This is a genomic window from Pseudomonas sp. FFPRI_1, from assembly GCF_055384485.1.
The window spans coordinates 2,129,838-2,153,679 of the sequence record NZ_AP029168.1 but is presented as its reverse complement, the minus strand read 5'-3'; the positions used below and the strand labels follow the sequence as shown (position 1 = coordinate 2,153,679).

Genomic DNA, 23,842 nt, shown 5'->3' with positions numbered 1-23,842 from the left:
CTTAGATCATTTCTTCGCCGCCCTTCCCGCCGAGAACGATTTCTCCGGCTTCGGCCATACGGCGGGCAATAGTGAGGATTTCCTTCTGCGCGGTTTCCACGTCGCTGACGCGCACCGGCCCCTTGGCTTCCAGGTCGTCGCGCAGCAGCTCCGCCGCACGCTTGGACATGTTCTTGAAGATCTTCTCCTTGACGCCTTCGTCCGAGCCCTTGAGGGCCAGCACCAGCACATCGGAAGACACTTCGCGCAACAGCGCCTGGATACCGCGGTCGTCGACATCGGCGAGGTTGTTGAAGACGAACATCAGGTCTTCGATCTGACCGGACAGGTCTTCGTCGACTTCGCGGATCGAGTCCATCAGCTGGCCTTCGATCGAGCTGTCGAGGAAGTTCATGATGTCGGCCGCGCGCTTGATACCACCCAGGGTGGTACGGGAAGCGTTGGAGTTGCCGGAGAACTGCTTCTCGAGAATCTGGTTCAGCTCCTTCAGCGCCGCCGGCTGCACGGTGTTCAACGAGGACACCCGCAGGATGATGTCCAGGCGCGCCTTGTGGTCGAAGTTGCCGAGCACTTCACCGGCCTGATCCGGGTCCAGGTAAGCCACCACGATGGCCTGGATCTGCGGGTGCTCGTAGCGAATCACGTCGGCCACGGCCCGCGGTTCCATCCACTTCAGGCTGTCCAGGCCACTGGTGTTGCCGCCCAGCAGGATCCGGTCGATCAGGCCGTTGGCCTTGTCTTCGCCCAGGGCCTGGGTGAGCATTTTACGTACATAATCGTCAGAGCCGACGCCGAGGCTGGTCTGGTCGCCGACGATGTCGACGAACTCGCTCATCACCTGCTCGACCTGCTCACGGTGCACGTTGCCCATCTGCGCCATGGCCACACCCACACGCTGGACCTCCTTGGGCCCCATGTGGCGCAGCACTTGCGCGGCATCGGTGGACCCCAGGGACAGCAGCAGAATCGCGGCTTTGTCGACCCGGGTCAGTTTGGCGGTAGCGGCTCGGTTATCACTCATCTGCGTTAATCCACTCTTTCACGACCTGAGCCACACGACCCGGGTCTTCAGCCACCAGACTCTTGATTGCGTTCAACTGAGCGTCATACCCCTCGCTCGGGCTCGGCAGCAGGATGCTTTGCGGACCACCGAGGCTGACTCGGTCATTGCCCAGCTCGCCATCCAGGCCACCCATGCCACCCAATTCGACATCACTGCCAAGACCCGCCAGTTGCTTGCCTTTGCCACCGCCGGTGATGTTGTTGAGCACCGGACGCAGAACGCCGAACACCAGCACCAGGATGAACAGCACGCCCAGGACCTGCTTGACGATGTCCCAGAACCACGGCTGCGAGTAGAACGGGATATCGGCGACCACTTCCCCGCGCTCGGCGGAGAACGGCACGTTGATCACGCTGACGCTGTCGCCACGGCTGGCATCGAAGCCCACCGCGTCCTGCACCAGGCGGGTGAAGCGCGCCAATTCGTCGGCGCTCCAGGGCGCACGGCTGGTTTCGCCGTTGGCCGGATTGACCTTGACCTGATCGTCCACCACCACGGCTACCGACAGACGATTCACCCGTCCCTGCTGCTGCTTGGTATGGCTGATGGAACGGTCGAGCTCGAAGTTCTTGGTGGATTGTTGACGCTTGTCCGCCGGATAGGGCGCAAGCATCGGCTGGCCAGTGGCCGGATCCATGATCTGCTGGCCATTGGCGTCCAGCAGTGGCTGCCCTGGCTGCACCATGCCCGCGGCGGCAGTGGCGCCACCGGTGGTCTGGGGGGCCGAGGCCGGTGCTGGCGGCTGATTGCTCAGAGCACCTGGCACACCTTGCGGGCCATTGCTGCTGGAGCGCTGCTCGTTGACCGACTGCTCGCTGCGCAGGGCCGGCTGGTCGGGGTTGAACTGCTCGGAGGTGGACTCCACTGCACTGAAGTCGACATCTGCCGAGACTTCTGCCTTGTAGCGATCGTTACCCAGCACCGGCTGCAGGATGTTGTGCACCCGCTGGGTCAACATGCTTTCCAGGCGGCGGCTGTAATCGAACTGCTTGCCGGCCATGGTCAGTGCGGAGTTTTCCGCCTGGTCGGACAACAGGTTGCCCTTCTGATCCACCACGGTGACCTGGGACTTGGTCAGTTCGGGAACACTGGTGGCCACCAGGTTGATGATGGCCATGACCTGGCCAGGCTCCAGGGAGCGGCCGGAGTACAACTCCACCAGCACCGAGGCGCTAGGCTTGCGCTCATCACGGACAAAGACCGAGCTTTTCGGAATCGCCAGGTGCACTCGGGCACCCTTGACGTTGTTCAGGCTGGAGATGGTGCGCGCCAGCTCGCCCTCTAGGCCGCGACGGTAACGGGTCGCTTCCATGAACTGGCTGGTACCCAGGCCCTGTTCCTTATCGAGAATCTCGAAGCCGACGTTGCCATCACCCGGCGCGACGCCGGCCGCGGCCAGTTTCAAGCGGGCCCGGGACAGGTCATCGGCCTTGACCAGCAAGGCCCCGGAATTGGGTTCGACGGTGTAGGGAATGTCGGCAGAGGCCAGGGTTTCCATCACCTGCTTGGCATCCATTCCCGCCAGACTGCCGTACAGCGGCCGGTAGTCAGGTTGCTGGGACCACAGCACTACGGCAAAACCAATCGCCACACTGGCGGCCAGCCCCACCAACAGGCCGACCTGACGCAGCATGGTCATCTGGGACAGGTTTTCCAGGAAGGACAAACCGAACAGCGGCGGTTTGCCGTCTATCGGGGTGGCCTTGGCCGGTACGTTATCGGCGACTGCTTCTGCCATGACTCAATCTCGTCCTTAAACCGGCATCTGCATGATGTCTTGATACGCTTGAACCAGCTTGTTGCGCACCTGGGTCAAGGCTTGGAAAGACACACTGGCCTTTTGCGAGGCAATCATCACATCCGTCAGGTCGACACCGCTCTTGCCAATTTCGAAGGCGCTGGACAGCTGATTGGATGCCTGCTGAGTGTCACTGACCTTGTTCACCGCCTGGCCAAGCATGTCAGCGAAGCTGCTACCACTGACCTCCGCCACTGCGGCGGATTTAGGCTGCGACATGGCGTCCATCTGCATGGCCCGCATATCCAGCATCAACCGATTAAATTCAACACCTTGGCTCATGGTCTACTCTCTCTGACGACCCGCATTTTTTTGACGCTCACTCCGCGGTTAGTGAGGTGTTAGCAACAAGGGTGCCAGCTCCATGGCCCAAACCGACAAAAGCCCGTCCGGGCCTCAAACAACCCTCATCAGGTCGCAAACAGATAAGCCTCGACGTCCATTCCGGCGTCACGCATCTGCGCCAGTTTGTAGCGCAGGGTGCGCGGACTGATGCCCAGGCGCTCCGCCGCCTCCTTGCGCCGCCCACGCTCGGAACGCAGGGTATCGATGATCATCTGGAACTCCCGGCGCCGCAGATCGTCGCCCAGGCCGCCCGACTCCTGGGGGGCCAGGTCAGCCTCCCCTGCCGCGCCACGTGCGGGCAGTTGATGGCTGACAGGCGCCAGGGCTGGCAGCGGCGCACAGGCCACCGGTCCGGCAAGGCAGAAATCTTCCGGCTGGATCAGGCCACCCTGCTGCAGGATCAATGCACGCTGCAACGCGTTGTCCAATTCGCGGACATTGCCCGGCCAGGGATAGGCCACCAGGCAGGCCTGGGCCTCGGCCGACAGCCTGGCAGCGGCATGCTTCATTTTATTGACGTGCTTGGCCAGCAAACGCTCAGCCAGCGGCAGAATATCGGCGGTGCGCTCACGCAATGGGCGCCAGGCCAGGGGAAACACTGAAAGACGGTAATACAGGTCCTCACGAAAACGTCCGGCCGCGACCTCGCCAGCCAGGTCGCGGTTGGTGGTGGCCACCACTCGGATATCCAGGGTGATCGGTTTGCGCGCCCCCACTCGCTCGACCTCACGCTCCTGCAATACCCGCAGCAACTTGGCCTGCAGGCCGAGGGGCATTTCCGAAATCTCGTCGAGCAGGATGGTGCCGCCGTCGGCCTGTTCGAACTTGCCGGGCTGAGCGGCAATGGCGCCGGTGAAGGATCCTTTCTCATGCCCGAACAAGGTGGCTTCCAGCATGTTGTCAGGGATCGCCGCACAGTTGATGGCGATGAATGGCTGGCGGGCTCGATGGGAATGCTGGTGGATGTAGCGCGCCAGCACTTCCTTGCCAGTACCGGACTCGCCGGAAATCAGCACCGTGGAATCACTGCGTGCGACCCGTGCCGCCAACTCCAGTAACTGCGCACTGGCTGGCTCGAAGGCCACCGGCCCCTCACCCTCTCCCGCACCAAGGCAACCCAGGGCATGACGCGCCACCAGTTCGAGCAGGGCACGCGGTTCGAAAGGCTTGACCAGGTAATCCGCCGCTCCTTGACGCATGGCTTCAACGGCACGCTCCACCGCACCATGGGCGGTCATCAGCAGCACCGGCAGTTGCGGTTGGCGGGTGCGCAACAAGCCCAGCAACTGATGCCCATCCATGCCAGGCATGTTCACATCGCTGACCACCAGATTGAAGGACTCCACAGCCACTGCCTCCAGCGCCTCTTCAGCACTGCCGACCGCCTTGTAGTCATGACCGGCCAACAGCAGGGTATCCGCCAGGGCCTCGCGCAATGCACGATCGTCTTCAACCAGTAACACCTTGATTGCCATTACCTTCACTCCACTCCATGAGCGCTGGAGAACAGAGGCAATGTCACCAGCGCACAAGTACCGCGCCCGGGACGCGAGCGCAGCGACAATTCTCCCTGATGAGCACGGGCCACCGCCTTGACCACCGTCAGGCCGAGCCCGGTTCCGTTGGCCTTGGTGGTAAAGAAGGGCTCTCCCAGACGCTCCAGAACCGCAGCATCGATACCACTGCCACTGTCACTGATGCACAGCCGCAAGGTGTCACCGCGGCTGTACAGGTGCACCTTGAGACGCACCGCGCCGGCGCTGGCCTGGATCGCGTTTTCGATCAGGTTGAGCAAGGCTCCCACCAGGGTGTCGCGATTGCACAGCAACTCTCCATGGTGGCTGTCACACTGCCAGCGCACGGCAGCATCCTGGACATGGGTCAGGGCCGCGGCCTGCAGCGATTGCAGCAGCAACTTGGGAGTCAGGCGATCGGTCAGGGGCAGCTCGCCGCGGGCAAACACCAGCATGTCGCGCACCTGGTGCTCCAGCTCGTGCAGGCGCTCCTTGAGCTTCCCAGCGAAACGTTGTTGAGTGGCCACCGGCAGCTCCTGTTCCGCCAGATGGCTGGCATACAGCAGCGCAGCCGACAGCGGCGTGCGAATCTGGTGCGCCAGGGAGGCCACCATCTTGCCCAGGGACGACAGGCGCTCGTGCCGGGCCAGTTGATCCTGCAGGTGACGGGTTTCCGTCAAGTCGTTGAGTAGCACCAACTGCCCCGGCTCGGCATCCAGCGAGCGGGTGGAGATCGACAGGCGACGACCGTCGCGTAGAGAGATTTCATGCCCGTCGTCTTCGCGAGGCGCGAAGCTGCGAGCAATGATGCTGCGCCACAGCTGCCCCTCCAAGGGCAACCCCAGCAACTCGCACGCTGCCGGATTGGCTTCAGTGACAATGCCATGGCCATCGATGACGATGACCCCGCCCGGCAACAGGTCGAGAAGGTTCTGCAGACGATTGGCCAGACGCTCCTTTTCCGCCAACTCCTGCATGCGCTGGGCACTCACCACCGCCAACTCGCCCTTGAGCTCGGTCACCCGGGCCTCGAGCATGCTGTAGGAGTCAGTAAGTTGGCTCGACATCTGGTTGAACAAGGCAAAGGCCTGCTCAAGGCCCAGCCGGCTTGCCTGCTCTACGGACGACGATTGCCCCTGAGCATCAGGGACAGGAGACATCTGGGCGGCTTGGGGCATTGTGCTCTCTCGCGTGGCTGACCGTCAGTTAAACGGAACGTTGCAAGAGGCTTAGCAATACCCGTGCCTAAAAAAAACCGCCCATCTTTCAATGGGTTGAAAAACAGGCGTCAATCATCCGCCTGCTCATCACCCTCGCGACGGCTCATGCCGTACTTGCGCATCTTCTCCACCAGCGTGGTACGCCGGATGCGCAGCCGCTCTGCAGCCCGCGCCACGATGCCATTGGCATCGTCCAGCGCCTGCTGGATCAGACCCTGCTCCAGGCTGCCGAGATAATCCTTCAGATCCAGACCTTCGGGCGGCAGCATGGCGGTGGCAGCAAAGTCCGGTGCATGACCATTGATCGCCACCCGCTCTTCCAGATCGCTGCGCAGGCTGTCCACCATCTGCTCGTCTTCATCGTCGACGTAGCGGAACTTCTTCGGCAACTCGACCACACCGATCACCCCATAGGGGTGCATGATCGCCATGCGCTCCACCAGGTTGGCCAGCTCACGAACGTTGCCCGGCCAGCCGTGCCGACACAGGGACATGATGGCTGCGGAATTGAAGCGGATCGAACCGCGCTTTTCGTGCTCCATGCGCGAAATCAGCTCGTTCATCAGCAGTGGAATGTCTTCCACGCGCTCACGCAACGGTGCCATTTCGATCGGGAACACATTGAGGCGGTAGTACAGGTCCTCGCGGAAGCTGCCGACCTCGATCATGCTTTCCAGGTTCTTGTGGGTGGCGGCAATGATTCGCACATCGACACCCTGGGTCTTGTTACTGCCCACGCGCTCGAAGGTACGCTCCTGCAGCACTCGCAGCAGCTTGACCTGCATCGGAAGCGGCATGTCGCCAATTTCGTCGAGAAACAGCGTGCCGCCATTGGCCAGCTCAAAGCGTCCAGCGCGACTGGTGATCGCCCCGGTGAATGCCCCCTTCTCGTGACCGAACAGCTCACTTTCCAGCAATTCTGCCGGAATCGCTCCGCAGTTGACCGGGACAAAAGGCGCATCACGGCGCTTGGAGTGGTAGTGCAGGTTACGTGCTACCACTTCCTTGCCGGTGCCGGACTCCCCCAGGATCAGCACGCTGGCGTCAGTATCCGCCACTTGCTGCATCATCTGGCGCACGTGCTGAATCGCACGACTGGTGCCTACCAGGCTACGGAACAGGTTGGGTTCGCGATGACGACCGCGCTCGCGGGCCTGATCGTACATTTCACGATAGACCTGGGCTCGGTGCAGGGAATCCAGCAATTTGCTGTAGCTGGGAGGCATTTCCAGAGTGGAAAGCACACGACGACGCTGATCTTCCGGCAGATCAATGGAAGAATTTTCGCCCATGAGCAAAACCGGAAGGAACTCATCCCAGGTAGAGAGTGTCTTTAACAGGCCCAGAAGTGCACCAGGAGCGTTTACAGTCCCGATGAGGACACAAATCACTTCACGACTTGACGACAAAGAGCCGACAGCCTGCTGCCAGTCATGGCTACCGCAGGGTAAATTTTCCTCGCCGAGAAAATTTAAAATCACCGCCAGGTCGCGGCGGCGCACGCTATCGTCATCGATCAGCAGAATTTTGGTTTCACGCCACATGCAATAGCAACTTCCCTAGTCAACTCAATGCCCAGAATGAGGGGCAAGCTAGACGCCTTGTAGGCATTTTCTACCGTATAGACGCCTGAAATCTGAAAACAGCCACTAGTTAAGTCAAAAATGCGTGCACAGTCAAATTTATGGCGCGCAATGTTCGGATCAACTCGACATTAACCGAACAAATGGTAAACCTTTGCCGCGTTCTTCGCTTGCTGGATCTGCGACATCTCGTCGACTATCGCCTGCCGTTCACCAGTCGCCACCTCAAGCAACTGCCGGTAAACCCCCAGCAGCTCCTCCAGATTGTCGCGCAAGGCAACTTCATCGACCTGAGCCTCGCCGAGTACGTCCTCCATGCATGAACGACAAGCCAAGTCCAGCTCGCCAATGGCTTGCCAGTTGCGCTCGGCCAAGGCACCGACCAATGCCTCACGGGTTTCTTCAATGCGTTGCAGGACAGCACTCATGGCGTTTCTCCTTAAAACTGCGGACCCGGTGCAGCGATGGCATCCCAGCCTTCCTTGACCGTACGCAGTAGGTCAGCGACCTCATCGAGAATCTTCGGATCGGTCTTGATATTGGCCTCGGCCAAACGCTTCATCATGTAGGTGTATAGGTTATCCAGCTCGGTCAGAGACTCTGATGAGTTCTCCAGATCCAGCCCTTCACGCAAGCCGCCGATGATGCCGATGGCCTTGCTGATGAGAATTCCTTTGTTGGCAACGTCCTTGCGGTCGATCGCGCCCTTGGCCTGAGCAATACGATCCAGGCCACCTTCCATCAGCATCTGCACCAGACGATGAGGGCTTGCTTCGGAGGTCTGCGCCTGCGCACCGATTTTCTGGTACTGCCGAAGGGCTAACATCGGATTCATGTAATACCTCTTCAAAACTCAAGGGTTCGTATAAAGAATGTATCGACGCAACGTCAAAAAACTTTAGGTCAAATACAAAAGCCCGGAGCGCTGGATAGACGCTGCCGGGCTTTTGGCACAGGCTTAATTATCAGCCTTTTTTCTGTGCGTTCATCGCTTCAAACATCGAGGTGATATTATTCGCAGTAGCCTTCAATTTACCCACCAGAGTATCCATGTCGTTGTACTTTTTGGTGAGCACAGCGGTCAGAGAATCCACCCGACGATCCAGCGCCAGCTGATCATTGGCCAGCTTGGTCTTGGTACGGGTCAAGGCATCGTTACGAGTATCGAGAATCCCCCCCGTTTGAGTGTAAGGAGTGATCGCCTTGGTCATCCGCTCCAGAAGACCGTTATCACCTGTGAAAAGGTTCTGCACCTCGCCACCCAGCTTCTTGTCGTTCATCGCCTGATCAAACTTGACGGAGTTGAAGTTCAAGTTACCGGTCTTCTGATCCGTCGTAATACCCAATTGCGAGAGAACGGTCAGACGATCACCACCGCCGCTCTCTGCCAATGGGCCACGCATCGCCGCCAGAATCGAGCGCGGCATGGCATCACCGGTCAGAGCAGCAGCAACGGTCGGCTTGCCATCATCATCCAGGGAAGGCTTGGTGTATGAAGTAATGGCTGTGGAGACAGCGTTGTAAGCATCCACGAACTTCTGGATAGACGCCTTCAGACCATCATTGTTCGGAGCCACCAGAACCTGGGATTTACCTGGCGCAATCAAGACCATCGACAGACCAGAGACAGTCTTATCCAACTTGTTGGTGGCGCTGGTGATTGCCATGCCATCCACAGTGAATTTCGCGTCTTGGGCAAAACCACCTACAACTCCAGAAGAATTTGCGGTGATCGGATCATCTACCGTGCCCTTGGGCATCAGTTTCGTACCATCAGCCTCCAGCCCGGGAATACCACTGAGGGTGATATCCGAGCCGGCGCCCGTGTTGGACGAGCTCACCACCAAACGAGAACCAAAGCTATCGGTTATTACGTTGGCACTGAAGCCGCTGAACTGATACTTGTTGTTCAGGGCCTTGGCAACAGAATCCAGAGTCGAACCGGCAGGCACATCAAGATTGTAGCTCTTGGTACCTTGGGCAATATTCAACACCCCTGCTGGAACAGCGGCCGAGGAACCGCCCGCAAACGCTGAAGTGGCAACCTTGGAACCAGTCGCAATTTGCGCGACTTCGATATTATAAACGCCGTTGACCGCCGAGTTATTGGCCGTAACAGCCAAGGTTTTGGGCTCGGACGTAGTGGCAGAAAAGCCGGTAAACTGCGGCTGCTCCGGATCGGCCAGCGTCTTCATGGTCGACTGAAAGGTCGCCAGCAGCGACTTCAGGGAGCCGATAGCAGAGATCGACGCGGTGTTAGCCGTGGTCCCACGATCAATCTGCCCCTGCTTGGCCGCTTTATCAGCGTTGACCAATGCCTTGACGATAGCGCCGGTGTCCAGGCCGGACCCTAGACCTGTACCCGGTAGAATTGGACTCGCCATGTAGAACTCCCTTTAGTGTCTCGCCGGTCTTTTGACCACTACAACGCCCAAAAGAACATAGCAACAAAATTCGTGCCAGCTGTCAGACTTTAGCGCTGAACAGCAGACTGCTTGCATCATTCAAACTATTAGCCAGCTTGAGGACTTCTTCGTTGGGGATTTGACGGATCACCTCACCGGAGTCACTGGCAATGACTTTGACGACTACTTTGCCTGAGGGTTCATCGATCGAGAACTCCAGGTTACGCTTGACCGACTGCACAAACTTTTCAATTTCCTGAACGGCCATCTTCAGTTTGTCCTGCTCGCTGGTCGCGTCTTTAGCTTGTTCATCCTTGTCCGCTGCCGCTACTTTCATCACAGCATCGGTTCGAGGCTTCTCCGCTGCAGGCTCAGCGACTGGCGTCGGTGGCTTGGCAGCTGGATAAGACAAGTTCAGCTTAACGCTCATATCCATGTCCATCACCTCTTGAATGGAAAAAGCGAGAGAGCACGACAAGCGCACTCCCCCGCCAAAAACTCACCAGCTATTACTGAAGCAGCTTCAGTACAGCGGATGGCAGTTGGTTGGCCTGAGCCAGAACTGCGGTGGAAGCTTGTTGCAGAGTCTGCTGCTTGGTCAACTGAGCAGTTTCAGAAGCGAAGTCGGTATCTTGTACACGACCCAGTGCAGCACTGGCGTTTTCGTTGATGTTCTGCAGGTTGGAGATGGTGCTGGTCAGACGGTTTTGTGCAGCACCGAGGTCAGCACGGCTGGCGTTGATGGTCTTCAGAGCGCCGTCGATTGCAGTAACAGCGGCCGAGAAGTTGGTTTCAGCAACGGCGCTGTCGGAACCGGCGATGGTGATTGCCGAACCAACACCCAGGGTGTTGGCGTCGAAGCTGGCGCTCAGGGTCAGAGTGATCTGGTTGGTGCTGCCAGTGTTGGAGCCGACCTGGAAGGTCATGGTGCTGGCGGTACCGTCGAGCAGGTTCTTGCCGTTCAGGTTGGTGCTGCCCGAAATACGGGTCAGTTCAGCACTCATCTGCGAGAACTCTTTGTTCAGAGCGTCACGGTCGTCGGAGCTGTTGCTGTCGTTTCGCGACTGAACGGCCAGTTCACGCATACGCTGCAGAATGTTGGTTTGTTCCTGCATCGCGCCTTCAGCGGTCTGGGCGATGGAGATACCGTCGTTGGCGTTTTTGATCGCCATGGTCTGGCCACGGATCTGCGAAGTCATACGAGTAGCGATTTGCAGGCCGGCGGCGTCGTCTTTGGCGCTGTTGATTTTCAGGCCGGAGGACAGACGAGTCATCGAAGTCGACAGTGCGTCGGAAGCCTTGTTCAGGTTTTTCTGAACGCTCAACGATGTGACGTTAGTATTTACGGTTAAAGCCATGACGAATTCCTCGTTGGTTGGGTACTGCGGCTTCCGGCCCTGGCAACCGCCGGGTGTGGCCTAGAGAACCTTCGTAATAGTTATCGTCGCCGTAGCAGGTTGCTTGAGGCTTTTTTTAAAAATATTTACTAGCAGACGGCCACCCCTAATAAAACAAGGGTTTAAACAACAAAAAGCGATAAAAATGGCGCCAGAAAAACCGCCACCCAAAAACCGGGACAAAAAAAACGCCGCCGGCATGACCGGCAGCGCTTTTACATAAGCCCGAAACGTCAGTCGCGATGGATGATCGCCGAGCCCCAGGACAAACCGACACCAAAGCCGCTAAGGGCCACACGCTTCCAGGTGGAAGGCAGGACATGCCGCTCCAGCAGCAGCGGAATGCTCGAAGACACGGTATTGCCAGTCTCGACCATGTCCTTGATGAACTTCTCCGGCTCGCCCTCGAAGCGCCGGGCCACCGCGTCGACAATCGCCGCGCTGCCCTGGTGGATGCAGAACGCGTCGATCTGGCTTTCCTCCAGCCCCGACTCTTCCAGCAGCTCATGCAGGTGTGCCGGCACCTTCAGCAAAGCGAAGTTGAAGACCTGCCGGCCGTTCATGAAGAACACCCCGTCACTGACCTTCAGGTGCGGCGCCCCGGAACCGTCGGTGCCGAACTTGGCCTTGCCCAATTGCCAGGGTGCGCCGTCGGCCATCCAGGTGACGGTGGCCGCATCGCCGAACAGCATGGTGGTATTGCGGTCTTCGGGATCGACAATCTTAGAGTAAGGGTCGGCGGTCACCAGCAGGCCGTTTTTCAGGCCCGCAGCCTCCATGAAGCCTTTCATGGCGTACAGGCCGTAAACGTACCCGGAACAGCCCAGGGAAATATCGAAAGCAGCCACATGGGTCGGCAGGCCCAGCTTGTCCTGAACAATGGCGGCAGTGTGGGGCAAGCCTTCTTCATCACCGTTCTGAGTCACGACAATCAGCGCGTCGATGGAATCGCGCTGGAGCTGTGGATTATTGGCGAACAAGGCATTCACCGCTTCCACACAAAGATCAGAGGTTTCCTGCGCAGCCTCTTTGCGCGGCAGGAATGCCGAACCGATCTTACCCAGGATGAACTCTTCATCCTTGGCGAATTTGGCACCCTGAGCGTAGTTATCCACACCGGCAGTCGGCACGTAACTCGCTATGCTTTTTATGCCAATCATCATGGCTTCCCGATCATAAACTGAGATTAGGTTCACCCCGAAAAGCTCAGGGCGCTTAAAAATAGTTGATTTCTGGTGCGGACTTAGCGCCCGCACTCAAGAACACAATACAGTGAAGATGCACTTTATGACCTATGCGTCACGCCGTTAAGCCCACGAATACGATTTTTCATGGAGGCTACGCCTGGCAGCCGGATAACGCCCCCTTCCAAAAAGCCCGGATCAGCCAAGATTTCGTCGCGCCGAATTTGATCCGGCAGGGCACAGCCACCTGTAGAAGTGCCCTCCTGATCTGTTGTCGTGACCGGGTGATCGGTGCAGCTCAGGAGCTCAGCGGGCGGTCGAGGTTCCAGTCCACCATGCTATCGATAGACTCATCCAGCGAAGTCCAGACATCCAGGCCCAATGCTCGCGCCTTCTGGATATCGGGCACGTAGTAAGAAACCACAGAACTACCCTCCCCTGCCTTCGGCATGATGATGGGTGTTTGCGGCGCTACCCGAGCCACAACTCTATGGGCCAATTCGGCGATGCTGAGGCCCTGGTCAGACCCCACGTTGTAGGCTTGTCCGCTCTGCCCTCGTACCAGCAGCGTCAACAGCCACGCCGCCAGATCGGCACCGTGCAGATAGCTGCGCACAGACAGGCCAGTCGACTGCAGCACCAGCGCTTCCTGACCGATGGCATCCCTGATGAAGTTACCGATTGCAAAATGTGCGTCCAGAGGAAGCCCTGGCCCCGAGAAGGCAAAGCAGCGTGTCAGGATGCATTCCAACCCATGCCGATCCGCGTACAGCGCCGCCAACGTTTCCTGGGCCCGCTTGGCTTCGGCATAAGCGCTGCTGGCCAGAAGGCTGTTGCATGCAGACATATGGGTTTCAGGAACAGGCTGCGAAGAGCTGATCGCGCCGTACTGTGCTCCTGTCCCGGTGAACAGAACACGCTTGGCCCCCGTCCTCACGGCCAGATCAAGTACGTTGCGCGCCCCCTGCAAAATCGTATCGAAGATGCGCAACGGGTCGGCATGAGCCCCTGCCAAGGTATCGGTGGCAGCATGAATGACCATGTCGACCGGTCGCAGCTCTGGCACCCGAGGCAGCGCCTGAACATCACCTTGCAACCAGGTGATCCAGCCACACTGACGGTATTGTGGATGCTCGCCGAGAAAACGCTCAGGCGATCGGGACACCGCGGTGACCTCGATGGCCGCGCCTTCCCCGTTCAAAAAGGCAATCAGCGCCAGCAACCATTTACCAAAAAAACCCGTGCTCCCGGTAATCAGCAAATGCTTGCCGCGCAACTCTCGGCTGGCATCCAAGTGCTTGCTGATCCGTTGCAGATCGCGCAGCACCACCTGGGAATCCAACGTTACCGTCATGCTTTGTACACTCCTGCCAGCCTGAACGCGGGCATCATATTAAAGAAGATCGATCCGCCAGGCTGTTACGCCGCAACAGCCTGCAATGGGTTCACGGAGAGGGCGCGAATCAAGCCGGCAGCCAGATATCGCGCCGGGCTTTCAGGTGCTCGCCGTCAAGCAGCCATCGACTGCGAACGCACTGTTGCAGCGTATCGCCCTGGCGTTGCGCCGCATCCAGATCCGCCATATGGGAACGAATCGCGTCCATCCAGGGCGCCACCCCATCCTTGACCAGGGTCACCGGCAAATCGCCGCGATGCGGCTCGAGATCGCTGCCGATCACCGGAATGCCCAACGCACCGAACTCCAACAACCGCTCGTGACTGCGGCAACGGTTCAACAAAGTGTTTTGCAGGGGGGCCAGGGCAAAATCGAGATTCAGCGAAGCCAGCCTCGCCGCATATCCCGCGTCAACATCCGTATGGACCTCATGGACAAAAGCACGCAGGTGAGTCGGACAATGGCCGATCAGTACCCAATGAACGTCATTGGCCAGGGCTTTTATGACATCGGCAATCAGCTCAAGGTCATCTGGCAGGGCCCCGCGTGCCGACAGGCCTACACGAGGCTTGTCGCCAGTCTGGCGTTTGCTGCTCAAGCCAATCCAAGGGTGCGGATCGAGACGCGTCTTGAGGATCTGCACATCGGGATTGAAGCCCTCGAAAACGTCGGCAAGCATGTCGGAGGAAACCACTAGGCGATCCATGAAACCCAGGCCCTGTCGCAAGGCATCCAGTACCTGCGGGCCATGGTTTTCCCTGTTGAACCCGGGCATGGGCGTATCGGGCAGATAGCGATCCAGCTCATAAACCTTGAAAGCCTGGGAGAAAACCTTCATCCGGCGCATGGCCTCTATCTGCATGCCATCAACGTGCCGTTGCAGCACAACGCTGTCCGGGGCGAACCGCGCCAACTCGGCAACCGACATCAAGTCGCGAACAACAGCGCCCTCGATCAACCCCTCGTTACGCAAGGCAGTGAACGGTTGAATGAGCCTCGACTGCCCATCGACGGCGCTTTTCGCAGGATGCGCCAGAATTTTTGGCGCAGAGACTCCAGCGATCGAGAGCGGCAACGCCCATGCGCTATCAGCGAGCTTGAAAGCGCTGCCGGCGGCCAGGGATAGGTTCTTGTTGTAGGCCGGATCATGAGCCAGGACCGCCAGCCAGCGCTGGTACATCAGGTCGTCTTGGTCGGCGCTGGCCGGGGTCACCTGCGTATCGCCGATAAACAACCTGACCCTCGGCGTCCAAACGTTCATGTAGCCGGCTTGAGAAAGCTTCAGGCAAAGATCCGTGGACGCCCAGGACAACATCGTCTCATCGAAGCCGCCCGCTGCAACGAACAGTTCTCGACGCACCATCAAGCACTGCTCAGCAACGGCGGAACAATCTTGATCGACCTGCAAACGCTGCATGTAACCAGACTCATCGGGCCCATTCAGGAAGGGATCGCCCACCGCCGCGCCCAACCCCAGCAACAAACCGGCATGACGGATCCTGCCATCGCCGCCAAGCAGCTTGGCCCCCACGCACCCAACTTCAGGACGCATGGCGTGGTTGAGCAATTGCTGCAGCCAGTCCTTGCCGACCACGCCGATGGTGGAGTCGAGGAACAACAGATAATCGCCACTGGCCTGGTTGCACGCATGATTACGAATCGCAATCGGCGACGCTTCAGCCTCATACCTCAATACCTGCAACTGGGCAACGCCCAACTGCTCGATCCCGGACAGCCAGTCCACCATCGCCGAGTCCTGGTTACCGCGGTCCAGCAGCAAGACTTCGAAATGACTGTACGTGGTATTTTCCAACAGGCTGTCCATGCACAGTTGCGCCTGCGGGAGCTGGCCGTCGACCAGAATCACAATGCTGACGCGCGGCGTTTGCGCATGGCCGTAGTCAATCTGGTAATGGCCAGGCTGAGAGGCGTTCACCTGAGCATGGTCATAGCCGCGCTGCTGCAGGTGTTGCACGATGACCCCGCGCTCCTCGGCCAGATCCTGGAGAGGCACAGCGTCGCTGATCAGCAACGGCTCACTGATATGCCCAAGCCCCTCGACACCGCCGGATTCGATCAAGCGCAAAATGAACTGAAGCTCGAAGGCTTCCTGACAATCATCGGCAAAACCGCCCATCTCTTGCCACGTATCACGCCGCAACAGCCAATGCCGGGAAAAACCGGCGGGGTAGCTGAGCAACAGATCCAGGTTGAAATCAGGTCGAAGTGCCGCCTCGAAGCTGTTGTGGCCGACCCGGACGACTTCATCCGCGTAAACAGCCCGGTATTCGCCCATTTGCGCCAACTGCAACGAGGTCATCAACAAGCCGGCAGCAGTGAATTCCTCCCCCGCGCGAACCACGACCAACCAGTCGCACGCGCTTTCGCGGACGATCTGGTTAATCGCCTCTACGCAATTGTCGCCTGGCTTGAGGCAATGAGCCCCCGAACGCCCAGGGCTGGTGCTGGACACGATCAGCGGAACGGTCGAAACCGCGCCGCCCGCGCAGGCCGCCAGACTGTTCAGCGTTCGGGCTAGCAAATCGTTATGGCCCTGAAGATCGAGAACGACCACACCGATGTTCGGGACATGACCTTGCGCAATAGCGGGGACCGCCTGCAGTTGCCGGGCCGTCTGGTCTCGCGCTTCGAGTCGCTTGGCAACGCCCCGTTCAAGCTTGGCCTTTCTGGAGGTCGAAGCGGCGCTCTGCGTCGTCTCGATAAACAGATCGAGCGCCTGCCAGAAAGCGACTTCCTGCTTCTCCAGGCTCTCCCTCAACAAGGGCAACGTTTGCCGGGCCCGCTCGATTTCCTGGGGCGAGGTTCCCCAGGCCACTCCGTAATTTCCAGTCTCTTCGGAGGAGAAATTCAACGGTGCACCTTTACCCGGAATGACCACGCCTATACACCCACAGAGCGCGGCCTCCGCCGAAAGGGCCGTCGTCGCCGAGGAGTAAAAGAACTCGCTGGTCTGGAAGATCTCCACCAGCCCTTCCCAGGTATCCGGATAACTGCCGGTAATTTCCACCGCGTCGGCGGGCAGGCTGTCTTTATCGATCCCCGAACCCGTGCGCCCCTGGTAGTAGCAGATCTTGCCCGGTATGCGCCGGGCCGGATCCTCAGGCAAGGTGAAGACATTCAGGTCGATAGGCTGAAGAAACATCACATGCTCTTCAGGCATGCCCGGTAATAACAGCCCCTTGGTGAAGGCGAACATGATGTCGTCTTCGCCGTAGTTCTTGCCTCCAGCGAGGAACCCGGGCGTATTCAATAGATACCGGACCACGACGTCACCGCCCAGCGGATTGCCACTGGTGACTTCCGGGTAAACGACGATCGGCTCCAGACCCTGTTGTTTATGCAAGGCAATCACTTGATTCGTCAGCTGCGGCGTCATCAGCTCCGGATTCAGGACGTTCGCCCCGATAAACGCTTCATAACCGGAGCGATTCAACACATCGCAGAGCATGTGCATGACCCGGATACCCGCGGAATTTCGTCGGTAGTCCGGCGCAAGAAGATAATAAGGATTTGGCCGTGGAGCATATAACGAACGAATCATGGACACACCCGATGCTGGATATTGCGAAAAAACCGTCTTCAAAAAAAGCAACGCCCGAACGGATCCGGGCGTTCCACTACATCAATAGAAGTACAGGGTGATGTCGTGAAGAATGTCTGCGTAGTGCCGAATGCCTACGCGATAATCCGGCCTGATCGCCGTCACCGTATCGATCAGCTTCCAGAAGTCGTCTGCTCGGTGATAGGCACAGACGGCCAATACCGGCTTTTCACGCCGAATAACCGCCGTCGCGCCAAACAGCGCCCTCTCCTCCATGCCCTCGATGTCCAGCTTGAACAGCCCGACCTTGCCAGGCACCAGCTGCTCCAGCGGCACGCCCTGGATATACGACGTTATGTTGCCGGGAATCGGCCCGGTCACTTCACCCGCCAGATTGCACGACAGCACCGGATCGTATTCGAAACGGCTGTAGTCACTGTCCAGGCCCATGTTGAACAGCAGCACGTGAGGCCGATCCGAAAAACGCTTCAGGGCCGCGTAGTAGGGAGCCATCTCCGGTTCGAACAGGTAAGCGCGTTCAACCGGACCGAAATGACGCTCCAGCGACGCCAGGGTGTCGCCGTTGAAGGCACCGGCGTCGACAAAGTGACGCGCTTGCTCGGCACTGACAAAGGCGCTGTCAAAGTACTCGTCGGCGAAAGGAGACTTGTGGGCTTCGGCCGGCTCGATCGACAGCGACATACGCATCTCGATCAGCCCATTGAATGCCTGCCTGGATTGCTCATCGCCCAGGCGCAGGAAGGCCGACAGGTAGCGCAAGGGGCCCGCAAGGGTGTCATGGGGCAGGTTGGCGAACGTAGGCTCCGGGCCATGCGCCGAGTCCGTCGCGTAGAGGAACTCATGGAGGTTCACCACCCGAGCGCAACGATCCTTGATTTGCCGGATGATCTCGTTGCTGTAGCGGCCGCTGGCAACCACCACCACCACGTCGGACAGGTCGATGGCCTTCGGGTGGAACACTTCGATGCCGTCCAGGCGTTGCCCGGCCTTCGCCGGATCGTTGTCCAGCAGGCCAGCCACGGTAATCCCCACGCGTCGCGCGTCGTTGACGACCGACTGGCCGATCCGGTGGGCGCCGAACACATGGATACCCTTGCTCATCGCAGCCAGCAGGCCGCGCTTGTGCTCGGCCAGGCGGGCCGCCTCGTCATGACCTTCCAGCAGCCGATGCAGCGCGGGAAACTCCGGCAACCGCGCCAGTACCGCCAGGTCTTCCGGCTCACGCAGCAAAACCGCGTCGACCGCCTCCGACAGGGGCGCCTGGCTCAGGCGCACGGGGACCGACACCCCGGAGGACAGCAGCAGCGTCTGGGTGCGACCGGCCACCCATTGGCTTGTCGATTGCAATTCAAAATTCATCAGCGTCTCCAGCATGAGAGTGGGGCGTCACCAAGTACTGCGCCCACCGTCGACAATAAGGTTGGCACCATTCATGTAACTTGATGCGTCGGAACAGAGGAACGCCAGAGCCCCGCGGTACTCATCGACCTGGGCCATGCGCCCCAGGGGAATCAGCTGGCTGAGCTTGCCCAGGAAAACATCGTTCTGCCCGGCGTATACCCCGCCCGGCGACAAGGCGTTGCAGCGCACGCCCTGCTCGCACCAGTAGGTGGCCAGGTATTTGGTCAGCCCGATCAGGCCGTGCTTGACCACCGAATAAGTCACCGGCTTGACCGGCTGCTCGTCCGCGGCCTTGCCCTCGACCCGGTACAACCGCTGATCGGGGGCGATGACACCGAGGTCCGAGGCGATATTGATGATCACCCCAGCGCCCTGCTCGGCCATGTGTGCACCGAAGACCTTGGCGCAATTGAAGGCGCCGCCCAGGCCGACGTCGAGATCCTGGCGCCACTGCTCCCAGGGGAAGTGCTCCAACCGCGAGAACTCCTTGCCATCGTTGCCTTCGACCTTGGGATTGCGCGCGGCATTGTTGATCAGGATGTCGACCCGGCCATGCTGCTTCAGCACGGTGGCGCAGGCGGCGCTCACACTGTCGGCATCGGTGATGTCGACCGTCAGGCCCAGCGCCTCGACGCCGAGTTCGTCATGCAACCGCGCACGATTGTTCTCCAGGGCCTCGGGGTTGATGTCCAACAGCACCGGAATGCCGCCAAGGTCGGCGACCGTTGCCGCATGCTGGTAACCCAGCATGCCGCCGCCACCGGTGATGACCGCAACCCGGCCGCTCAGGTCGAACAGGTTGGACGTTGCGTTTTTCATGATCTGAGTTGTCCTCCGTCGACCACGTACGTGGCCCCGGTAATGAACGCCGCCAGCGGCGACGCCAGATAGGCTGCCAGCCGTGCGACGTCGCCGGGCGTGCCCAGGCACCCCAGAGCCACATCCCTGGTCAGCATTGACTCGACCGCCCCGCGGTCCTGCTTGAGCTTGCGGTCCCAGACCGATCCCTCGAACAGAATGTTTCCCGGGGCGATGCTGTTGATCCGCACGCCCTGGCGCCCGAATGCCCGCGCACCATTGCGCACATAGCTTTCCAGGGCGGCCTTGGCGGCGGCGTATGGCACGGGGCAGCCGAGCGCCTCGATACCGCAGATGGAAGAGATGCAGATGACGTTACCCTTGCTGGCCGCCAATGCATCGGTGGCCGCCCATACGGCGTTGGTCGTCGAATGCAGGTTGATGTCCAGCACGCGCTGCCATTCGCTCGGGTGCTCCTGGCCGGGCGGCACGGAAGCGCCGCTGCCGACATTGCACACCAGGATGTCGAGCCGACCGTGAACGGCCATGACTTCGGCGATCAGTGCCTGACAGGCCGCCGGCTCGCGCACGTCGGCAAGCACCGCTTGCGCGCCAGGCAGCTGGGCCTGCGCCGCACGCAGGCGCTCGGGATCACGGCCATTGAGCACTACCTGGCAGCCCTCTTCGGCCAGCTGGCCGGCAATGGCCAGCCCGATGCCCGAAGACGAACCGGTGACCAGGGCCACCTTGCCGCCAAGTTCAAGATTCATGGGTGTTCCACCAAGCCTGGGTCATGTCGCGGTAGCGAGCGATAGCCCCCGCATGGTCGCCGTCGTCGGCACGCGCGGTCTGCAAGATGAAATGGCCGGTATAGCCGGTCTTGTGCAGAGCCGCGAACACCTGCGCGAAGTCGGCGTTGCCGGTCCCCAGGGGCACGGTAGTGCCGGCCAGAACCCGATCTTTGACATGCACGTTGTCGATCCGCGCCCCATAAGCGGCGATTTCTTCCGTCGCGCAATAGCCCAAGGCGGCGCTGTTGCCGATGTCGTAGTTGATACCGAAGGCATCGGCGGGGAAACGGGCAATGAAACGCGCCAGGCGCTCGGCGCAGAAATCGGACTCGAACACGATCTTCAAGCCGCCCTCGACCAAACGCTCGCGCAGCGGCAGCAGGCCTTCGAGCAAGGCCGCTTCCTCTTCAGGGCTGGTCAGCGAACCGTTATCGACCAGCGGGATCAGCACATAGACGATGCCGACACTCTGGGCGGCATCCAGAATCGCCTCCAGGTCCTGTAGCAGGCTGGCACGCTCCGCGCCCTGGGCCTTGTAGAAAGGCGCCTGCATAAAGCAATCGCCGGTCAGCGAAAGGACGCGCACCCCATGGGCCTGGCTCAGCTGGTTGATGCGCTGGCGTCCAGCCTCGGTCATCAGCGGGTTTTCGTACAACCGCTCCTGATCCAAGGTCCACTCCATCAAGCGCACGCCGAGGCCTTGCGCGACCTCGAATTCCGAGGCCCAGTCGCCCCAGGGGAACGCCTGGATCTTTCCATCCACCCGCTCGCACAGGCGACCTTGCATAAAGCCGATTTCCATCACAACCCCTTGGCCGACCAGCCGCCGTCGACATGCAGATCGGTGCCCGTGACATAGCTGCTGGCGGGCGAGGCGAGAAACACCGCCGCGCCTGCCAACTCCTCGACCCTGCCCCAACGCCCGAGCATCGTGCGCCCAGCGCGGGCCGCGTTCAGCTGCGGATCGCTGTAGCTACCGTGAGTCATCGCCGTATGCACATAGCCCGGGACGATGTTGTTCACCCGGATGCCCTGGCCGCCCAGGTCCAGGGCCAATGCGCGGGTCATCGCCGCCAGCCCGCCCTTGGACGCGACATAACCGGGGTTGCCGGGAAAACCCAGCCCGGCGCCAATGCTGGTGACGTTGATAATCGACCCACGCCCGTTGCGCTGCATATGAGGCACGGCCGCAAGGCAGCAGGCGTAGGCCGCCGTCAGGTTCAATTCCAGGGTGCGCTGGAAGCTGACCATCGGATCGGCGTCCGGGTTGCCCGGCAAGGTGATGCCCGCGGCATTCACCAGGATGTCGAAACGACCATGGCGCTCGGCGATTTCGGCCAGCAGTGCCTTCACCTCGACGGCCTCGCGCGCGTCGCACTGGCGATACTGGAAGGCGCCAGGCGCCTCCGTCTCAGCCGAGCGGCCAATGCCGTAGACGATGGCACCGGCCTCGCACAGGCCATTGGCGATGGCCGCGCCGATCCCGCGAGACGCGCCAGTCACCAGGGCGACCTGGCCATCGAGCCGGAAGCTATCGAGTACATTCATGTTCATGCTCCTTGCGCGTCCAGGGGCCAGTTCTGGGCGAACTCTTCACGCGAAAGGAAGGGATACAGATCCTCCAGGGCACCCGATTCGGGCTTGCCCTGGGCGTTGATACGGGTCATCACCCGTGGAATGCGCGGTTCTTCAACCTGGACTATCACCTCACAGACCACCGGGCCTTCGCGGTCGAGCACTTCGCGCAGGCGGGCGTCGAGGTCGGCATGCCCCTCGATCAAGGCATAACCCACGCCATAGGCCTCGGCCAGCTGGCGCAAGTTCGGCAGTTGCAGGCCGCTTTCGGCGTCGGCACCCACCAGCAGCTTGAAGTGCGCGCTCTGCGAGGTGCGAATGGACGCGTAGCCCTGATTGTTGACCACAAAGCATTTGACCGGCAGGCGCTGCGCGGCCAGGGTCGCCAGCTCCTGCACGTTCATTTGCAGGCCGCCGTCGCCTTCCACGCAGATCGTCTGCCGACGGCCCGAAGCCAGGCAAGCGCCAATGGCCGATGGCACACCGAAGCCCATGGAACCGGTCCCGCGGTTATGGAAGCAGCGCTGGTGTTTCTTCATCCGCAGGCTCAGCAGGAACAGCTCTGCGGCGAACCCCGAACTGCAAGGCGCGATCACATCGCCCTCGCCGAGCAACTCGGACAGCCGATCGGTGAAGTGGTACATGCTCACCCCCTGGCTGTCGTCGGCATGCTCGGGCTGCAGCAGCGGATAACGTTGGCGCCAGTCGGCGATCTGCGCGAGCCACGCCGAATAGTCCGGGAGAGGCTCGGCGGCGACACCAGCGACCAATGCCTCGATGAACGGCTTGACGTCCGCCACCACCGGCACCTCGATCGGCATCTGCAGCTTGGCGATTTCCGCCGCGTCGATGTCGACCACCACTTTCTTGGCGAAGGGGGCGAAATGCGCATGATTGTAAGCGGTCAACGCCATGTCCAGGCGCGAACCCAGCACAATCAGCAGGTCGCAATTTTGCAGAGTGAAGTTGGCCCAGCGCGGCGCGATCGAACCCGGGCGTCCGCCGTAAAGCGGGTGCTCGTCCTCAATCACATCCATGGCCAGCCATGTCGGCATGATCGGCACGCCTGCGCTTTCGACCAGCGCATTGAAGGCATCGATGGCCCCGGCCATGCGAATACCACTACCGGCGATGATGCCTGGACGCTTGGCGGTCTTGAGCAGTTCCAGGGTACGGGCGACTGCCGCGCTGATGTCAGGCGCGGCAACGGGTGCGGGCAGTGTTGCCCGACGCAGCGCCTGGGGATCGACTTGCGCGGCTTGCACGTCAAGGGGAACATCCAGCCAGACCGGCCCGCGACGACCGTTGAACGCGGCGTATTCCAGCTCGTCGAAAACCTCGGCGACCGCTTCGGGATCGGTGAGCGTCACCGCCCGCTTGGTGATCGAGGAGACCATGGACACGATATCGGCCTCCTGCACGCCCAGCATGCGCAAGCCGGTGCCGGCCTTCAGGTCGGCGGTTTTGACTTGCCCGGAAATGAAGAACACCGGGGTGGAGTCCAGCCACGCGCCAAGGGTCGCCGTGACGGCGTTGGTCGCGCCTGGGCCGCAGGTCGTCATGCAGGCACTCGCGCCACCGGTCAATTTGCCAGCGGCCTCGGCAGCGATTCCGCACGCCTGCTCCTGAAGGCAAAGGATCGGCTCCAGGTCGGGGTGGCGCCCCAGCGCATCATTCAAATGCATGGCGCCACCGCCCGGCAGGAAGAACACCTGCTTGATGCCCAACTCCGCCAGCCGGTTCATGATGTAATCAGCTACGCGCATTGTGTTACTCATCGTTGAAACTC

20 protein-coding genes are annotated in these 23,842 nt (G+C 60.3%); all 20 read right to left on the bottom strand.

Annotated elements, in window-relative coordinates; translation table 11 throughout:
- Position 1: 1 nt before the first annotated feature.
- Positions 2–1,021 carry a flagellar motor switch protein FliG gene (fliG, locus tag ACZ5BO_RS09725; protein ID WP_011059975.1) on the bottom strand — a complete coding sequence of 340 codons (1,020 nt, stop codon included), beginning with the start codon at positions 1,019–1,021 and terminating at the stop codon, positions 2–4.
- Positions 1,014–2,801: a flagellar basal-body MS-ring/collar protein FliF gene (gene fliF / locus ACZ5BO_RS09720; RefSeq protein ID WP_025132281.1), complete on the bottom strand. Its 1,788-nt coding sequence runs from the start codon at positions 2,799–2,801 to the stop codon at positions 1,014–1,016. The genes fliG and fliF overlap by 8 nt, the downstream gene beginning before the upstream one ends.
- Before the next feature lie 15 nt (positions 2,802–2,816).
- On the bottom strand, positions 2,817–3,143 hold the full coding sequence (gene fliE, locus ACZ5BO_RS09715; RefSeq protein WP_025132280.1) for a flagellar hook-basal body complex protein FliE: 327 nt from the start codon (positions 3,141–3,143) through the stop codon (positions 2,817–2,819).
- A gap of 128 nt (positions 3,144–3,271) precedes the next feature.
- A complete protein-coding gene (locus tag ACZ5BO_RS09710) occupies positions 3,272–4,681 on the bottom strand; it encodes a sigma-54-dependent transcriptional regulator (RefSeq protein ID WP_025132279.1) in 1,410 nt (469 codons plus the stop codon).
- A gap of 5 nt (positions 4,682–4,686) precedes the next feature.
- Complete coding sequence (locus tag ACZ5BO_RS09705; protein WP_177330341.1) at positions 4,687–5,880, bottom strand: sensor histidine kinase; 1,194 nt, start codon at positions 5,878–5,880, stop codon at positions 4,687–4,689.
- A gap of 128 nt (positions 5,881–6,008) precedes the next feature.
- Complete coding sequence (locus ACZ5BO_RS09700; protein WP_025132277.1) at positions 6,009–7,484, bottom strand: sigma-54 dependent transcriptional regulator; 1,476 nt, start codon at positions 7,482–7,484, stop codon at positions 6,009–6,011.
- A 170-nt stretch (positions 7,485–7,654) separates the two neighbouring features.
- Positions 7,655–7,951: a flagellar protein FliT gene (gene fliT, locus ACZ5BO_RS09695; RefSeq protein ID WP_025132276.1), complete on the bottom strand. Its 297-nt coding sequence runs from the start codon at positions 7,949–7,951 to the stop codon at positions 7,655–7,657.
- 11 nt (positions 7,952–7,962) lie between these two features.
- A complete protein-coding gene (fliS, locus tag ACZ5BO_RS09690; protein ID WP_025132275.1) occupies positions 7,963–8,358 on the bottom strand; it encodes a flagellar export chaperone FliS in 396 nt (131 codons plus the stop codon).
- A gap of 130 nt (positions 8,359–8,488) precedes the next feature.
- A complete protein-coding gene (gene fliD / locus ACZ5BO_RS09685) occupies positions 8,489–9,907 on the bottom strand; it encodes a flagellar filament capping protein FliD (protein WP_025132274.1) in 1,419 nt (472 codons plus the stop codon).
- Between the two features lie 82 nt (positions 9,908–9,989).
- Positions 9,990–10,364 carry a flagellar protein FlaG gene (locus ACZ5BO_RS09680; protein ID WP_025132273.1) on the bottom strand — a complete coding sequence of 125 codons (375 nt, stop codon included), beginning with the start codon at positions 10,362–10,364 and terminating at the stop codon, positions 9,990–9,992.
- A 73-nt stretch (positions 10,365–10,437) separates the two neighbouring features.
- On the bottom strand, positions 10,438–11,286 hold the full coding sequence (locus ACZ5BO_RS09675; protein WP_110725322.1) for a flagellin domain-containing protein: 849 nt from the start codon (positions 11,284–11,286) through the stop codon (positions 10,438–10,440).
- Between the two features lie 272 nt (positions 11,287–11,558).
- Positions 11,559–12,485 (bottom strand): ketoacyl-ACP synthase III, encoded by a 927-nt coding sequence (locus tag ACZ5BO_RS09670; protein ID WP_464699440.1) that lies wholly within the window; start codon positions 12,483–12,485, stop codon positions 11,559–11,561.
- Positions 12,486–12,807: 322 nt separating this feature from the next.
- The gene (locus ACZ5BO_RS09665; protein WP_464699438.1) at positions 12,808–13,863 is read right to left on the bottom strand and encodes an NAD-dependent epimerase/dehydratase family protein; all 1,056 of its coding nucleotides are present in this window, start codon (positions 13,861–13,863) and stop codon (positions 12,808–12,810) included.
- A 109-nt stretch (positions 13,864–13,972) separates the two neighbouring features.
- A complete protein-coding gene (locus ACZ5BO_RS09660) occupies positions 13,973–17,467 on the bottom strand; it encodes a glycosyltransferase (protein WP_464699436.1) in 3,495 nt (1,164 codons plus the stop codon).
- Between the two features lie 81 nt (positions 17,468–17,548).
- Positions 17,549–18,847 carry a class I SAM-dependent methyltransferase gene (locus ACZ5BO_RS09655; RefSeq protein WP_464699434.1) on the bottom strand — a complete coding sequence of 433 codons (1,299 nt, stop codon included), beginning with the start codon at positions 18,845–18,847 and terminating at the stop codon, positions 17,549–17,551.
- Positions 18,848–18,874: 27 nt separating this feature from the next.
- Positions 18,875–19,708 (bottom strand): SDR family oxidoreductase, encoded by an 834-nt coding sequence (locus ACZ5BO_RS09650; protein ID WP_464699432.1) that lies wholly within the window; start codon positions 19,706–19,708, stop codon positions 18,875–18,877.
- On the bottom strand, positions 19,705–20,457 hold the full coding sequence (locus ACZ5BO_RS09645; protein ID WP_464699430.1) for an SDR family NAD(P)-dependent oxidoreductase: 753 nt from the start codon (positions 20,455–20,457) through the stop codon (positions 19,705–19,707). Before ACZ5BO_RS09645 ends, ACZ5BO_RS09650 begins: the two co-directional genes overlap by 4 nt.
- Complete coding sequence (locus tag ACZ5BO_RS09640) at positions 20,447–21,265, bottom strand: sugar phosphate isomerase/epimerase family protein (protein WP_464699428.1); 819 nt, start codon at positions 21,263–21,265, stop codon at positions 20,447–20,449. Before ACZ5BO_RS09640 ends, ACZ5BO_RS09645 begins: the two co-directional genes overlap by 11 nt.
- Before the next feature lie 14 nt (positions 21,266–21,279).
- Positions 21,280–22,026: an SDR family NAD(P)-dependent oxidoreductase gene (locus tag ACZ5BO_RS09635; protein ID WP_464699426.1), complete on the bottom strand. Its 747-nt coding sequence runs from the start codon at positions 22,024–22,026 to the stop codon at positions 21,280–21,282.
- Positions 22,027–22,028: 2 nt separating this feature from the next.
- The gene (locus ACZ5BO_RS09630) at positions 22,029–23,831 is read right to left on the bottom strand and encodes a thiamine pyrophosphate-binding protein (RefSeq protein WP_464699424.1); all 1,803 of its coding nucleotides are present in this window, start codon (positions 23,829–23,831) and stop codon (positions 22,029–22,031) included.
- Between the last annotated feature and the right edge of the window lie 11 nt (positions 23,832–23,842).